This is a genomic window from Methylobacterium sp. 1A (assembly GCF_058072805.1).
On record NZ_JBYQVE010000002.1, the window covers coordinates 1,250,662 to 1,265,703 of the forward strand.

Consider the following 15,042-nt stretch of genomic DNA (forward strand, 5'->3'; position numbering starts at 1 on the left):
GTCAGCGGGCGCTCCGGCCCGGTTCCGTCAGCCGCAGCGAGGTCGCGGCCGCGGTGACGGCCGCCTGCCAGCGCGCCTGCTCGGCCGCGGGGTAGCGGACGCGCAGGGTGACGAAGGCGCCGCCGCGGCCGCCCGCCAGCAGGGTCTTCCGATACAGGATCCCGGCCGCCGTCGTGCAGGAGAGCACGATCCAGCCGGGCTTGCGCGCCGCGTATTCCGGCGGCTGCCGCAGGCAGGTCTTCCGGTCCGCGGCCACGACGGCGTCGAGATCCTGGTCGAGCACGTCGTTCAGGCCCGACACCGTCAGGTGCAGGTGGCCGTCGGCCGAGCGGAAGGCCTGCCCGTCGCCGTTGTCCGGCGGCGGCTCCGCGACGAGGTCGGCGGGCACGTCGACGGAGAAGCCGAAACGGGCGTTGACCACGTGGCGCAGCGCCGGCGTGTCCGGCAGCGCCCGGCCCCAGTCGCGCCGGACCTGCGCGATCCGCGCGGTGTAGGCCCGCGTCAGGCAGGCCGTGTCCGGGCAGGCATCGCGGACCCGCGCGCGCCAGCGCGCGTGGTCCTCGCCGAAGGTGTCGATCGCCTGGCCGGTCTCGCCGTCGACCCCGCGCGTCTCGCCCACGATCCGGTCGAACAGGCGCCTGAGTTCCTCGTCCAGCCGCGTCAGGGCGGGGTCGGCACAGATCAGCGTCTCGACCCTGTCCCGGATCCCGGCGCAATCCGGCGCCGCCCGGGCGCCGACGGTGCCGAGCGCACAGACTGCGCCGACGAGACCGGATCGGAGGATCGATCGGGGGAACGATCGCGGGCTCAGGCGCGCCGGACGGGCTTGGCTACGCACGGATATCCCTTCTGTGGCGGTCTGGACGCGATCGGCCGTCGGGCCTTCCGGATCCGGGCAGGATGGCGCGCCGCCGCTCATCGGCCCGTCGTGGTCTTGAGCATCAGGATGTCGATGTCGCGCCGAGGCACGTAATCCGTCACGACGCTCTCGAAGGTCGTCGGGCCGGTCTTGCGGAGTCCGGTGGCGCAGAACGACACGAGCGTCGTCGGATCGCCCTTGTCCACGGTCAGCTTGAACGTGCCGATCGGCCCGGCCCAGTTGCCGCCGGAGGTGATCACGTAGGACAGGTACTGCTCGAAGGCCTGCACCCCCTGCCCGCCCGCCGCCGCGATCCTGCGGGCGAGCCCCTGGGCCGCCTTCAGGAAGGCCGCGTCCGTGCAGTATTTCCGCGCGTACTCGGCCTTCTCGTCGGCGCCCTCGGTCGGGGTCCCGAACGACAGGCTGGAGAGGCCGCCGACGCCCGGAACGTAGCTCTGCCGGACGACGACGTCGCGGCCCGCCGGGAAGACCTGCCGGCGCCAGAACTTCGACCGCAAGGTCCAGACCGGGAACAGGCTCGTCGTGCCCTTGCCCATGTCCTGGGGCTCCAGGAGGCCGTCCGCCACGAGGCCGCGGCGCTGATCCGCGCCGAGGGCGGCCAGCGCGGTCTCGGTCGCCTCGACCGTCGGGACGAGGGGGATGCCGAGGCTCCGCAGCCGCCCGGTCACCTCGACCTCCGGCTTGCCGGCCGGCGTGACGAAGGCGCGCTGCTCGACCTGCGAGTCGACCGGCCGGCCGTCGACCTCGGTGGTGAAGCGGAGGAAGTTGTCGTGCTTCGGGTCGGCGATGCTCAGCATCGCGTCGGGACCCCCGGAGATGTCGGGCATCGGGAACGCGATCGTCGTCTCGACGTCCCGGTCGGTCAGGTTGCGGAAGCGGTAGACGATCCGCACCGCCTTCTCGGACAGGAAGAGGTCCTCGGAGACGAGGGCGATCCGGTCCGTCTTCTCCAGGACGAGACCGCCGGTCGCGAGGGTCGCGACGCTGTCGTCGGCCCGGGCCGGACGCGGCAGGGCCGACGACAGAGCCGCCGACAGGATCACCGACAGGATCACCGGCAGGAGTAGGGTCAGGCGCGGGATGCGGGTCGTGGATGGGATTCGCACGGCTGTCGGGCTCGCGGGTTGGATCCGTCGGTGCGGGGCGGGGTGAGAACCGGCGCGTCGCCGGTCAGCGATCGGCGGGCGGGTCTCGGACGATCCGGTCACGCCTCCGGCTCAGTCGCGGAGCGGGCTCGGCAACCGTCGGTCCCGGTGGGAGACGGGCCTCGATCCGCCGCCCCAGGGCGGTGAGCGCTTCGGCGAAGGCGTCATCGGTCGCGGCACACCATCCTCCCCGCGGCGCGCCCGCACGCGCACCGCCGAATCTCGGACGGACCGAATGGAAGCTTTCGGGCAGAGTTGAGGCCGACCGAGAGGGCCATGTCAGGTCGAGGCGTCAGGTCGAGGCTGTGAGAAGACACCGCCGTCGGCGGCCACGCGCGATTGCGCCGCCGCGACCGTTCGGTCTATCGGCTGCCCGGGATGGCCGGCGGCCCCGGGCGCCGGCTCGATCCGCGACGATCTGCGAGGAGCGCCCCGTGCCAGCCGAAGACGCCCCGATCGGCCGCTTCCCGATCCCCCGCCTGGAGACGCTGCCGGACGACATCCGCGCGCGGATCGAGGCGGTGCAGGAGAAGTCCGGCTTCATCCCGAACGTGTTCCTGGTGCTCGCCCACCGTCCGGACGAGTTCCGGGCGTTCTTCGCCTACCACGACGCGCTCATGGACAGGCCGGGCAACCTGACCAAGGCCGAGCGCGAGATGATCGTGGTGGCGACCTCGGCCATCAACCAGTGCCAGTACTGCGTGATCGCCCACGGGGCGATCCTCCGGATCCGCGCCAAGGATCCGCTGATCGCCGACCAAGTGGCGATCAACTACCGCAAGGCCGACATCACCGACCGGCAGAAGGCGATGCTCGACTTCGCCATGCTGGTCAGCCAGTCCGCCCACCAGGTCGGGGAGGCCGCGTTCGCGGCGCTCAGGGCCCACGGCTTCGACGACGCGGATGCCTGGGACATCGCCGCCATCGCGGCCTTCTTCGGCCTGTCGAACCGGCTGGCGAACGTCAGCAACATGCGGCCCAACCCGGAATTCTACGCGCTGGGGCGCGGCTGACGGCGCGGCGTCCCTCGCCGCCGGTTACCGGACCGCCGGAGCGGGTTCCGGGCGTCCACCACCCCTTCAGAAGGCTCGGCGCCCCGCGGGACCGCCGGAGCCCCGCCGTGCGACCTGGCGTCGCGCGCGGGGAGCGGATGAAACGGCTCCGGCCCTCTGAGCCCGGCCGCGACCGCGCGCGGGGACGCGGCGCGGACGGGGCGCGCCGTCCTTACCAGTGCTTTAAGCCTATAGGAGCCGCCCGGTCCGGCTGTTAACAGGCGTTAAATTTTGTGGCCGACCCGGTGAGGGGGCGAATCCCGGCTTGAACCTTCGAAGCGGCGCGGCCCAGCGTCTCGACCTGACCGCGTGCGACCGCGAGCCCATCCACATCGTCGGCAGCGTCCAGCCGCACGGGTTCCTGCTCGGCCTCGAGGCCCGGTCCCTCACCATCGTCCAGGCGAGCGCCAACGCCCCCGCGGCGGCCTCCGTCGGCACCGTCCTCGACGCGGCCCTGCCCGACCTCGCGGCCGTCGTCCGCCACCACCTGGAGGCGGCGGAGCCCCAGGACGGCGCCCTCTATCTCCGGACGGTGACGCTGGAGACCGCCGGCGGGCGCCAGGCCTACGAGGTCGCGGCCCACCGGGTCGACGAACTCGTCGTGCTGGAGCTGGAGGAGATCGACGCGGCCGCGGCCGAGATCGGCGTCGACGTGCTCACCCCGCGCCTGCGGGCCTTCGTCGAGCGCCTGCAGACCGCCCGCACCGTCGAGGACCTCTGCCAGTTCGTCGCCGAGGACATCCGCCAGATCACCGGCCTCGACCGGGCCCTGGTCTACCGGTTCGACCGCGACTGGCACGGCACGGTGCTGGCGGAGGCCGGCAACGGCGTCCTGCCCTCCTACCTCGACCTGCGCTTCCCCGCCTCCGACATCCCGGCCCAGGCGCGCGAGCTCTACCGCCGGAACCGGCTGCGCATCATCCCGGATGCCGGCTACGTCCCCGTGCCGATCCGGCCGGCCACCACGCCCTCCGGCCGGCCGCTGGACCTCAGCCAGTCGGTGCTGCGCTCGGTCTCGCCGGTGCATGTCGAGTACATGCGCAACATGGGCACGATGGCGTCCATGTCGGTGTCGATCCTCGTCGACGGCGCCCTCTGGGGCCTGATCTCCTGCCACAACCGCGCGCCCAGGCGCGTGCCCCTCCAGGCGCGCAACGCCTGCGACGTGCTCACCCAGATCTTCGCCCTGCAGCTCTCGGCCCGCGAGCGCGGCGCCCAGTCTGAGAAGCGGCTGGCGCTGGGCGCCGTGCAGGCGCGCCTCCTCGCGTTCATGGCCGAGGAGGACAGCTTCGTCGACGGCCTGCTCAACCACCCCGACGACGTCCTGGCCCTGGTGGACGCGACCGGCGCCGCGGTGGTGACGGCCGACCGCTGCCGGCTGCTCGGGGCGACGCCGACCGAGCGCGAGGTCCGCGCCCTCTATCGGTGGCTGTCCGAGCGCGAGGATGCCGAGGAGGTCTTCGTCTCCGAGGCCCTGTCGGAGGCGTTCCCGGCCGCCGCCGCCTTCGCCGACCGGGCGAGCGGCCTCCTGGCGATCTCGGTCTCGAAGAAGTACGCGAGCTACATCCTCTGGTTCAGGCCCGAGGTCGTGCGGACGGTGAAGTGGGGCGGCAACCCCGTGAAGGCCGTCCGGCCCGACCCGGAGGGCGGCCCGGACCGGCTGCACCCGCGCAAGTCGTTCGAGATCTGGAAGGAGACCGTGCAGGGCCGCTCCCTGCCCTGGTCCGACCCGGAGGTGGAGGCCGCCAAGGACCTGCGCGCCTCGGTGCTCGGCATCGTGCTCCGCCGGGCCGAGGAGCTCGCCGCCATGAGCGAGGAGCTGCAGCGCTCGAACAAGGAGCTGGAGGCGTTCTCGTACTCGGTCAGCCACGACCTGCGCGCGCCGTTCCGCCACATCGTCGGCTACGCGAACCTGCTCAAGACCCGCGAGGGCGCCCAGCTCTCCGACAAGGGCCGGCACTACGTGGAGACGATCATCGAGGCGGCCTTCTCGGCCGGCACCCTGGTCGACAGCCTGCTGAGCTTCTCGCAGATGGGCCGGCACGCCCTCAACAAGGTCTGGGGCGACATGAACGCCCTGGTCGAGGAGGTCCGCCGGAAGGTCCTGCGCGACGTCACCCCCGACCGGACCCTCCGCTGGGAGATCGCGCCCCTGGGCCGCGCCTATGCCGACCCGGTGATGCTGCGGCTCGTCATCGAGAACCTGCTGTCGAACGCCGTGAAGTACACCCGCGGCACCCCGGAGGCGGTGATCGCGATGGGCAGCCTCCCGCCCCGGGAGGGCGAGGCGGTCTACTACGTGCGCGACAACGGCGCCGGGTTCGACATGGCCTACGTCGACAAGCTGTTCGGCGTGTTCCAGCGGCTGCACCGGGTCGAGGAGTTCGAGGGCACGGGGATCGGCCTCGCCAATGTCCGGCGCATCGTCGAGCGCCACGGCGGCCGGACCTGGGCCGAGGGCAGGCTCGGCGCGGGCGCCACCTTCTACTTCACCCTGCCCATCCGGGAGGAGGCGCACTGATGGCGGGACTGAAGCCCATCCTCCTGGTCGAGGACAACCCGAACGACATCGAGCTGACGCTGGCGGCGCTCGAATCGAGCCAGCTCGCCAACGAGATCGTCATCTGCCGCGACGGCGCCGAGGCCCTCGACTTCATCTACCGGCGGGGCGCGCACGAGAAGCGGCAGGCCCAGGACCCCGCGGTGGTCCTGCTCGACCTGAAGCTGCCCAAGGTCGACGGCCTGGAGGTGCTCGCCAAGATCAAGGGCGACCCGGTCACCCGCCAGGTGCCGGTGGTGATGCTGACCTCGTCCCGCGAGGAGACCGACCTCGTGCGCTCCTACGATCTCGGGGTGAACGCCTTCGTGGTGAAGCCGGTCGCCTTCGAGGAATTCTTCGCGGCGATCAAGGAGATCGGCGTGTTCTGGGCCCTCCTCAACGAGCCGCCGCCGTACCGGGGAGGCTGGCCATCGAACGCGTGATCGGACCTTCCGCGGGGCCGCTGCGGGTCCTCCACCTGGAGGACAGCGACCTCGACGCCGAACTGATCGAGGCCGAGCTGGAGACCCTCGGGCACCCGGTCGCGATCGAGCGGGTGATGACCCGCGACGCCTTCGCCCGCGCGGCGGTCGCCGGCCGGCACGACCTGATCCTGGCGGACTACGTCCTGCCGACCTTCGACGGCGTGAGCGCCCTCGGCATCGCCCGGGCGCAGTGCCCCGACACGCCGTTCATCTTCTGCTCGGGCACGCTCGGCGAGGACGTCGCGGTCGAGGCCCTGAAGAACGGCGCCACCGACTACGTCGTCAAGCAGCGCCTCGACCGCATGCCGCGCACGATCGTCCGGGCGCTCGCCGAGGCGCGGGCCCGCGCCGACAAGCGCGAGGCCGAGGCCGCCCTGCAGGCGCTCAACGAGACGCTGGAGGTGCGCATCGCCGAGCGGACCCGGGAGCTCGCCGCGGCGAACGAGGCCCTCCAGGCCCAGATCGTCGAGCGGGAGCGGGCGGAGGACGCCCTGCGGCTCGCCCAGCGCCTGGACGCGGTCGGCCAGCTCACGAGCGGCGTCGCGCACGACTTCAACAACCTGCTGACGGTGATCGCCGGCAACATCGAGTTCCTCGAGAGGGTCGTCTCCGACACCCGCTCGAAGCGCCGCCTCGCCATGATGCGCGGGGCCGCCGAGCGCGGCGCCCGGCTCACCGCGCAGCTCCTCGCCTTCTCCCGGCGCCAGCGCCTGGAGCCGACGCCGGTCAGCCTCAACCAGACGGTCGCGTCGATGCGCGACCTGCTGCAGAGCTCGATCGGCGGCGCGGTCCGGATCGAGACGACCCTTCAGCCCGACTTGTGGCCGGCCCTGGTCGACGCCACCCAGATCGAACTCGTGATCCTGAACCTCGCCATCAACGCCCGCGACGCGATGGCGGTGGGCGGCCGGCTCGCCATCGAGACCGCCAATGTCAGCGTCACCGGGGCGCCGACGCGGCCCGAGCAGCCGGCGCCCGGCGCCTACGTCATGGTGGCGGTGAGCGACACCGGCACCGGAATGACGCCGGACGTGCTGGCCCGGGTGTTCGAGCCGTTCTTCACCACCAAGGAGGTCGGCAAGGGGTCGGGTCTCGGGCTCGCCCAGGTCTACGGCTTCGTCAAGCAGTCCGGCGGCGGCATCCGGATCGACACGGTCGCGGGCGAGGGCACCTCGATCAAGGTCTACCTGCCCCGGGCCGCGGAGCCCGAGGGCGCCGTGCCCCGCCTGCCGGCCGCGGCCGAGGCGGCGCGGACGCACCCGCCCGGGAGCGGCCCCCGACTCCTCGTGGTCGACGACGACGCCGAGGTGCGCGAGGTGACGACGACCCGCCTGATCGAAGCCGGCTACGCGGTGCGCGAGGCGGCCTCGGGCCTCCAGGCCCTGGCCGCCCTGGAGGCGGATCCGGGCGTCGACCTCGTCGTGATGGACTTCGCCATGCCGGGCATGAACGGGGCCGAGACGGCCCTGGAGGTCCGGAAGCGCTGGCCGGCGCTGCCGGTCCTGTTCGTCACCGGCTTCGCCGACACCACCGCCCTGACCGAGGCCGGCGCCGTCGGCGCCGACGCGATCGTGCTGAAGCCGTTCCGCGTCGGGGAGCTCGAGGGCAAGGTCGCCGCCGCCCTGGCGGCCCGCCCGACCGCGCAGCTCCGCCTGATCTCGGGCCGCGACAGGAGCGCCTGAGGGACGTCGCGCTGGCGTCGCGCTGGCGTCTCTGGGGCTCTCCCGGGCGTTCTCCACACGGCGTGCGGGCCCCGCACGGCGTCCCGGGCGGCGCGTGCGCGCCGACGCGGTTGCGCGAACCCGCCCGCTGGGGCACCGATGGCGCTGTCCTGTCCCACCGGTTCCTCGCCCCATGTCCGAGTCACGCGCCTGGTCCGATGCCTGAGACCGTCGGGACCGCGCCCCCGGCCTTCCTCGCGGAGGGCGGCGCGATGGGCGCCCGGATCCGCGCCCACGACTGGTCCGGCTCGCCGCTCGGCCCGCCGGACAGCTGGGCGCCCTGCCTGCGGGCGACCCTGAGCCTGATCCTGGGATCGCGGTTCCCGATGTTCGTGGCGTTCGGGCCCGACCTCGTCTTCCTCTACAACGACGCCTACGCGGAGATCCTGGGCGACAGGCATCCCGCGGCGCTCGGCGCGCGCTTCCGCGACGTCTGGAAGGAGATCTGGCCGGAGATCGGCCCCCTGATCGACCGGGCGCTCGCCGGCGCGGCGACGTGGTCCGAGAACATGCCGCTGACCATGAACCGGCACGGCTACGACGAGCCGACCTGGTTCACCGTCTCGTACGCGCCGGTGCGCGACGAGGCGGGCCGGGTCGCCGGCCTGCACTGCGCCTGCACGGAGACGACCGGCCGCGTCCAGGCCGAGGCGCGCCTGCGCGAGGCGGAGGCCCGGATCCGGGCCCTCGCCGACCACCTCCCGGGCGGCTACGTCTACCAGCTCGCCATGGCCCCCGACGGCGCCGACCGGCGCTTCCTCTACGTGTCGCAGGGCTTCGAGCGCATGACCGGCCTGGCGGCCGGGGACGTGCTCGCCGACCCGGCGGTCGCCTACGACCTGATCCTGCCGGAATACCGCGCCGCCGTCGCCGAGGCGGAGGCCGCCGCGATCCGCGACCTCGCGCATTTCGACGTCGCGGCGCCCATGCGCCGGCCGGACGGCACCCACGTCTGGACGCGCATCGTCTCGGCCCCCCGCCGCGTCGGCGACACGCTGGTCTGGGACGGGCTGCATCTCGACGACACGGTGCGCCGCCGGACCGAGGAGCAGCTGCGGGAGAGCGAGCGGCGCCTGCGGCTCGCGACCGAGGCGGCCGAGATCGGCCTCTGGGACGTCGACGTCGTCGCCGACACCCTGTTCTGGCCCGCGCGGGTCAAGGCGATGTTCGGCATCTCGGCCGACGTGCCGGTCACGATGGCCGATTACTACGCCGGCCTGCATCCCGAGGACCGGGCGGCCACGAGCGCGGCCTACGCCTCCGCCCTCGATCCCGCACGGCGCGCCGTCTACGACGTGGAGTACCGCACCGTCGGCAAGGAGGACGGCGTCGTGCGCTGGGTCGCCGCCAAGGGGCGCGGGATCTTCGAGGGCGCGCGCTGCGTGCGGGTGATCGGCACGGCGATCGACATCACCGCCCGCAAGCAGGCCGAGGAAGCCCTGCGCGCCAGCGAGGCGCAGTTCCGGGTCCTGTCGCAGGTGCTGCCGAACTTCGTCTGGGCGACCGACGCGGCCGGGGCGGCGAACTGGTTCAACGCGCGCGTCTACGCCTACGCGGGCCGGGAGCCCGGCACCCTCGACGGCGCGGGCTGGCGGGGGATCATCCATCCCGACGATCAGGACCGGGTCGACGAGGAATGGCGGGCGGCCGTCCGGTCGCGGGCCGACTACCAGTCCGAGTACCGCCTGCGCCGCGCCGACGGCGCGTATCGCTGGTTCCTGGCCCGGGCGCAGCCGGTCCTGGGCGCCGACGGCGCGGTCACCCGCTGGGTCGGCACCAGCACCGACATCGACGACCAGAAGCGGCTCATGGCCGAGCTCGTGCGCTTCAACCTGACCCTGGAGCAGCGCGTGGCCGAGCGCACGGCCGAGCACGACCGGGTCTGGCGCAACTCGCGCGACCTGCTGGCCGTGGTCGGGGCCGACGGCATCTTCCGCGCGGTCAATCCGGCCTGGCAGACGATCCTGGGGCACGAGCCCGCCGCGGTGGTGGGGCGCAGCTTCCTGGACTTCATCTGGCCCGAGGATGCGGGCGCGACCCAGGAGGCGCTCGAAGCGGCCGCCGCGGCACGCGACCTGACCGATTTCGAGAACCGCTACCGGCACAGGGACGGCACCCTGCGGCTGATCTCGTGGCGCACCTCCGTCGAGGGCGCGCAGGTCTACGCCTACGGCCGCGACGTCACCGCCGAGAAGGCCCAGGCCGAGGCGCTCCGGCACGCCGAGGAGGCGCTGCGGCAGTCGCAGAAGCTGGAGGCGGTGGGCCAGCTCACCGGCGGCGTCGCCCACGACTTCAACAACCTCCTGACGATCATCCGCTCGTCGGTCGACTTCCTCCGCCGGCCGGACCTGGCGGAGGAGCGCCGGTCCCGCTACCTCAACGCCGTCTCGGAGACGGTGGACCGCGCGGCGAAGCTCACCGGCCAGCTCCTCGCCTTCGCGCGGCGACAGGCGCTGAAGCCCGAGATCCTCGACGTCGGCGCGCGGCTGCGCGGCGTGGCCGACCTCCTCGACACGGTCACGGGCGCCCGCATCGCGGTCGTGACCGAGCTGCCGGAGCGGCCCTGCTTCATCCGGGTCGATCTCAGCCAGTTCGAGACCGCGCTGGTCAACATGGCGGTGAACGCCCGGGACGCCATGGACGGCGCCGGAACGCTGACCCTGCGCCTGCGCTGCGGCGCGGCGCTGCCGCCGATCCGCGGCCATGCCGGCGCGCCCGGCCCGTTCGCGGCGATCGACCTCGTCGACACCGGCACCGGCATCGCGCCGGACGTGCTGGCGCGGGTGTTCGAGCCGTTCTTCACCACCAAGGAGGTGGGCAAGGGCACCGGACTCGGCCTGTCCCAGGTCTTCGGCTTCGCCAAGCAGTCCGGCGGCGACGTCGCGGTCGAGAGCGCGCCCGGCCGCGGCGCCACCTTCACGCTCTACCTGCCGCAGGTCGAGCCCGAGGCGTCCTGCGCCGCCGCCGCGGAGGCCGCCGCCCTCGACCCCGGCGGCGCGGGGCAGCGGGTTCTGGTGGTGGAGGACAACATCGAGGTCGGCCGCTTCGCCACGCAGATCCTGGAGGATCTCGGCTACGCGACGACCTGGGCGACCAACGCCGAGGAGGCGCTGGACCAGCTCGGGGCCGACGGCGCGGCCTTCGACGCCGTGTTCTCCGACGTGGTCATGCCCGGCATGGGCGGGATCGCGCTGGCCCGGCTCCTCCGGCAGCGGATGCCGCACCTGCCGGTGGTTCTGGCCTCCGGCTACAGCCACGCCCTCGCCCAGGAGGGGATCCGCGACTTCGAGCTGCTGCCCAAGCCCTACTCCGCCGACCAGGTCTCGCGCGTGCTGCGCAAGGTCGTCGGCGCGCGGCGGAGGCGGCCGAGGGGCGGGCAGCAGGGCGGGCAGCCCTGACGCGGCGGGGCGCTGCCGGGACCAGCGGAGACCTGACAGAGACCTGACAGAGGCCTGACGCCGCAGCCGGGCGGCGACGGGCTCTCCCGGCGCCATGTTCCCGCGGGAGGTTCCGCGCGCGGGAGACGCCGCGCCCGCCCCCGGAGGTCCTATGGACAGGGTCATGTACGCGCTCGTCACCCTGGCGGAGGCGGTGCTCGGGACCTTCGGCGTGCGGGCGCTCTACGAGCAGCCCGCCTACGCGGTCGTCGAGCGCCTCGACCGCGGGGTCGAGATCCGGTCCTATGCGCCGCGCCTCGCGGTCGAGACCGACGCGCGCGGCCAGGGCGACGGCGACGCCTTCGGGCGGCTGTTCCGCTACATCACCGGCGCCAACCGGGCCGGGGACCGCATCGCCATGACGGCGCCGGTCGAGAGCGGCGGCCAGCGCATCGCCCAGCACATCGCCATGACCGTCCCGGTGGAGCGGGACGGCACCGGCACGATGCGGTTCTTCCTGCCCCGCGCGGTGGCGGCGGCCGGGGCGCCGGCCCCGACCGAGCCGGGGGTCCGGCTGGTCGAGGTCCCGGCCGAGCGGGTCGCGGCCCTGCGCTTCTCCGGCCGCCTCACCCCGGAGGCGCGGGCCGCGCAGGCGGGCATCCTCGCCGCCGTCCTGGCGGCGGCCGGCCGCGCACCGGCGGGCGCGCCCTTCGTCATGGGCTACGACCCGCCCTTCGCGATCCCGTTCCTGCGCCGGAACGAGGTCGCCGTCCGCCTGCCGCCGCCGTGAGAGCCGGGACCGGTCCTGACGACCCGGCGCGCGGCCTCGGACGCCGCCCCGGAGGACCGGCCCGATTGCGCAATTATCCCGCGATGTCCTTCATAATAATCCCGAAGACTTGCCGCCATCTTCCTCTTTTGTTGTCTTTGCGCCACAGGCCCGATCATTCGAGCCCGCAAGTCGTCCCCCGCAGGGATTAAACAGAATGTGAATTGAGGTCGCGACCCGACCCGAGATCAGTGAGGCGCACGCAGCCGACGCGAAGCGGCGCGTGCCTTCGAATCCAGGTTGGGGGAAGATATGCGGGCCCTGCGAGGCAGCTTGATCGCGTCCGTGGCTCTGTTGCCGGGTGTCGCGCAGGCTCAACAATCCGTCACCCTCGGCGAGATCAGCGTCGTCTCGACGTCGCCGGTGGGTGCGGGCGGCGGCAATTCCAGCGGCGTCCAGAATCTCGATACGCTCGCCCAGGCCGCGCCGACCTTGCCGGCCCCGGCCGCCGGGGTGCGGCTGCGCGGCTCCGAGCAGCCGCTCAACAAGATCCCCAGCACCGTCGAGACCGTCACGGCCCGGCAGATCGAGGTCGATCAGGGCTCCGACAACGTGATCGCCACGCTGGCGCGGCGCACGCCCGGGGTGAACCTCAACGACTCGCAGGGCAATTCGAACCGGGTCGATCTCAGCTACCGCGGCTTCACGGCCTCGTCGGTGCAGGGCGTGCCGCAGGGGCTCGCCGTCTACCAGAACGGCGTGCGGATCAACGAGGCCTTCGGCGACGTCGTCAATTTCGACCTGATCCCGCCGCAGGCGATCCAGCGCATCGACGTGGTCACCGGCAACCCGGTCTTCGGCCTCAACGCCATCGGCGGCGCGGTCAACATCCAGATGAAGAACGGTTTCACCTGGCAGGGCACCGAGATCTCGGCCTGGGGCGGCTCGGACGCGCGCACCGCCGGCTACCTGGAGTACGGCAAGATCTCCGGTCCCTGGAGCTTCTACTTCACCGGCGACGGCCTGAACGACCGCGGCTGGCGCTACCAGAACCCGAGCACGATCGGCCGCCTCTACGCGGATCTCGGCTACCGCTCGCAGGATTCGGAGTTCCACCTGATCGGGCTCGCCGCCCGCAGCTTCTACGGCGCCGCCGCCGCCACGCCGGTGGACTTCACCCATCTCGACCCGCGGGCGATCTTCACCTACCCGCAGACCCAGACGACGCAGGTGGGCACGCTCCAGCTGACCGGCCGGGTCGACCTCTCGCCGACCTGGGACCTCGCCGGCAACGCCTATTACCGGCGCTTCAGCGAGTTCTACGTCGACGGCAACCAGGGCAACTTCGAGAACTGCAGCAGCCGCAGCAGCTTCCGGGGCTCGCTCTGCTACCAGGACGACGCGTTCAACGTGAACGCGCCGCCCACCAGCCAAGTGGCGGCGCGCCGGGCCTACGCCAACCAGTTCGCGATCCTCGGCCTGAACAACCAGACGATCCCGTTCGTCCGGAACATCCCGTACGGCACGATCGACACGACCCGGACGGAGGCCGAATCCTACGGCGGCTCGCTCCAGGCCGCCAACCGCGACCGGATCTTCGGCCTGAACAACGCCTTCGTGGTCGGCGGCAGCGTCGACGCCTCGAATTTCTCGTTCAAGTCGGCGAGCCAGCTGGGCGTGATCAACCCGAACCTGTCGATCACCGTCGACCCGAACAACCCGTACTACGGCACGATCCCGGGCCTCGGCACGCCGGACATCCGCACGCTGGGGGCGATCGGCCTCGCGCCGGGCAACGTCAGCGGCTCGACCCTGTATCTCGGCCTCTACGCCACCGACACGCTGGACGTGACCGACCGGCTGTCGCTGACCGGCGGCTTCCGGCTCAACTACGCCCGCATCCAGACCCGGGACCAGACCGGGTTCTCGCCGGACGTGACCGGCGTGCACGAGTACACCAAGGTCAACCCGCTCGCGGGCCTGACCTACCAGTTCGATCCGGCGCTGAACCTCTACGGCGGCTACTCGGAATCGAACCGCGCCCCGACCCCGCTGGAGCTGTCCTGCTCCAGCCCGACCCAGCCGTGCCTGCTGCCGAACTCGCTCGTGGCCGATCCGCCGCTCAAGCAGGTCACCGGCCGGACTTACGAGGCCGGCTTCCGCGGCGTGATCCCGGCCTTCCTGTCGGGCGGCGCCCTCACCTACAAGGCCGGCGTCTACCGCACCGACCTGAGCAACGACCTCTACCAGGTCGCCGTCGCGGGCAACGCCGCCCGCGCCTACTACATCAACGTCCCGGCGACCCGGCGCCAGGGCATCGAGGTCGGCGCCGAGTACGCGGTCACGCCCGACCTGCTGGTCTACGCCAACTACGCCCTGGTCGACGCGACCTTCCAGTTCAACGCGACCCTCTCGTCGCCCAACAACCCCCTGGCGAGCACCGGCGCGGCCGGCGGCGCCGTGGGCGGCGACGTGATCCCGAACGGCGGCATCCGCGTCCGGCCGGGCGACAAGATCCCGCTGATCCCCGATCACCAGATCAAGGCGGGCTTCGAGTACAGCATCACCCCGAACTGGCGCTTCGGCCTCAACGTCTCGGCCTTCTCGTCGTCCTACTACCGCGGCGACGAATCGAACCTCAACCGCAAGCTGCCGGCCTACTACGTGATGAACCTGACGACGAAGTATCAGGTCAGCAAGAACCTGGAGATCTTCGGACTGGTCACCAACCTGACCAACAACCGCTACGCCACGTTCGGCACCTTCGCCGAGACGGGCGCGGTCGCCGGCAACCTGTCGATCAACGACCCGCGGACCACGACCCTGGCGCAGCCGCTCTCGATCTACGCCGGCCTGACCTACCGGTTCGGGGCGGATCCGGTCCCGATGGCGCCGGAGCCGATCATCCGGAAGTACTGATCCCGTCCGGGGGGAACGACGGAACAACGGAGCGAGGGGCCGGGGGATCCGCGGCCCCTCTTCCGTTCGAGCCCGCGCGCCTTCGCGCCCGGACGATGAGCCCGGTCTTTCAAACCCAGATGAGTGCGGCCGCCGACCCGATCCGTATCCCTGAT

9 protein-coding genes are annotated in these 15,042 nt (G+C 72.3%); 7 read left to right on the forward strand and 2 right to left on the reverse strand.

From position 1 onward, the window contains the following. Position 1: 1 nt before the first annotated feature. Together ACX9MN_RS26090 and ACX9MN_RS26095 are read right to left on the reverse strand one after the other, a co-directional pair. The gene (locus tag ACX9MN_RS26090) at positions 2-838 is read right to left on the reverse strand and encodes a lysozyme inhibitor LprI family protein (protein WP_489725848.1); all 837 of its coding nucleotides are present in this window, start codon (positions 836-838) and stop codon (positions 2-4) included. 77 nt (positions 839-915) lie between these two features. Beyond that, the gene (locus ACX9MN_RS26095) at positions 916-1,986 is read right to left on the reverse strand and encodes a DUF4424 domain-containing protein (RefSeq protein WP_489725849.1); all 1,071 of its coding nucleotides are present in this window, start codon (positions 1,984-1,986) and stop codon (positions 916-918) included. 473 nt (positions 1,987-2,459) lie between these two features. On the opposite strand from ACX9MN_RS26095, the gene ACX9MN_RS26100 reads away from it, so the two are divergent. The 7 genes from ACX9MN_RS26100 to ACX9MN_RS26130 all read left to right on the forward strand — a co-directional run bounded on the left by ACX9MN_RS26100 (position 2,460) and on the right by ACX9MN_RS26130 (position 14,887). Continuing rightward, entirely contained in the window at positions 2,460-3,038 is a 579-nt protein-coding gene (locus ACX9MN_RS26100; RefSeq protein ID WP_020094072.1) for a peroxidase-related enzyme, read from the forward strand. Positions 3,039-3,342: 304 nt separating this feature from the next. Then, entirely contained in the window at positions 3,343-5,598 is a 2,256-nt protein-coding gene (locus ACX9MN_RS26105) for an ATP-binding protein (RefSeq protein WP_091680919.1), read from the forward strand. Next, positions 5,598-6,059 (forward strand): response regulator, encoded by a 462-nt coding sequence (locus ACX9MN_RS26110; protein WP_020094074.1) that lies wholly within the window; start codon positions 5,598-5,600, stop codon positions 6,057-6,059. The genes ACX9MN_RS26105 and ACX9MN_RS26110 overlap by 1 nt, the downstream gene beginning before the upstream one ends. After that, positions 6,056-7,783, forward strand: a complete 1,728-nt coding sequence (locus ACX9MN_RS26115; protein WP_489725850.1) for a hybrid sensor histidine kinase/response regulator — start codon at positions 6,056-6,058, stop codon at positions 7,781-7,783. The genes ACX9MN_RS26110 and ACX9MN_RS26115 overlap by 4 nt, the downstream gene beginning before the upstream one ends. Positions 7,784-7,980: 197 nt before the next feature. After that, on the forward strand, positions 7,981-11,220 hold the full coding sequence (locus ACX9MN_RS26120; protein ID WP_489725851.1) for a PAS domain-containing protein: 3,240 nt from the start codon (positions 7,981-7,983) through the stop codon (positions 11,218-11,220). A gap of 151 nt (positions 11,221-11,371) precedes the next feature. After that, positions 11,372-11,989 (forward strand): SOUL family heme-binding protein, encoded by a 618-nt coding sequence (locus tag ACX9MN_RS26125; RefSeq protein ID WP_489725852.1) that lies wholly within the window; start codon positions 11,372-11,374, stop codon positions 11,987-11,989. Between the two features lie 291 nt (positions 11,990-12,280). Next, the gene (locus tag ACX9MN_RS26130) at positions 12,281-14,887 is read left to right on the forward strand and encodes a TonB-dependent receptor (RefSeq protein ID WP_489725853.1); all 2,607 of its coding nucleotides are present in this window, start codon (positions 12,281-12,283) and stop codon (positions 14,885-14,887) included. The last annotated feature ends 155 nt before the right edge of the window (positions 14,888-15,042 follow it).